The 751-nt window shown below is 66.8% G+C and carries 1 protein-coding gene and 1 pseudogene; both read right to left on the bottom strand.

Annotated features, from left to right (window positions below):
• Positions 1-379 (bottom strand): annotated as a pseudogene (locus tag ACTWPT_RS60160) (carbohydrate ABC transporter permease); the annotation flags it as partial.
• Positions 376-751, bottom strand: a 376-nt coding sequence (locus tag ACTWPT_RS60155) for a carbohydrate ABC transporter permease (RefSeq protein WP_443186506.1), incomplete at its 5' end; no start/stop codon positions are given. The pseudogene ACTWPT_RS60160 and the gene ACTWPT_RS60155, both read right to left, overlap by 4 nt.

Below are 751 nucleotides of genomic sequence, written 5' to 3'. Positions count from 1 at the left end.
TGCACAGCATCCCCACCATGAACGCGCCCTTGCCCCTGAACTGGTACCGGGCCAGCGCGTAGCCGCCGGCCAGGGCGACGACCGTGGTGGCGACCAGGGAGGCGAGGCCGACGAGCAGGCTGTTCTGAAAGAAGATGGCGAAGCCCATCCCATTCCAGACCGTGTCGAAGTGCTCGAACGTGATCGGCCACGGCACGATCGACGTGGACCCCCGCGGCCGGAACGCGAAGACCAGCATCCAGTAGAAAGGCACCAGCGTGAACAGCAGGTACAACCCCAGCGGGACGTAGATCTGCCACCGCGACACCCGGTTCGCGCTCGGAGCCGGCGCGGCCTGTCGCGAGCTGGTCACCGACGGGCGCTCGGTCACCATGGTCATGACTTGGCTCCGAACTTGCTCAGCCGCAGGTAGGCGATGGAGAAGAAGGTCAGGATCAGGAACGCGACCGTGGTCAGCGCGGTGGCGTAGCCGAAGTCGTGGGACTGGGCTGCCTGCTGCGCGACGTACAGCGGCAGCGTGGTGGTCTGGTGTGCGGGACCCCCGCCGGTCAGCGTGTAGAGCAGGTCGACGTTGTTGAACTCCCACACCGAGCGCAGCAGCGTGGACAGGATGATCGCGTCCCGCAGGTGCGGCAGCGTGATGTGCAGGAATCTGCGCATCCGGCTCGCGCCGTCCACGGCGGCGGCCTCGTACAGGTCCTTCGACACCGACTGCAGGTCGGCCAGGAGCAGGATCGCGAAGAACGGCACC

Origin of the sequence: Nonomuraea sp. 3N208, assembly GCF_052245935.1 — a bacterium.
Taxonomy (GTDB): Bacteria; Actinomycetota; Actinomycetes; order Streptosporangiales; family Streptosporangiaceae; genus Nonomuraea.
Note: the sequence above shows the minus strand (reverse complement) of the source record. Positions and strands in the feature narration are given on the sequence as shown.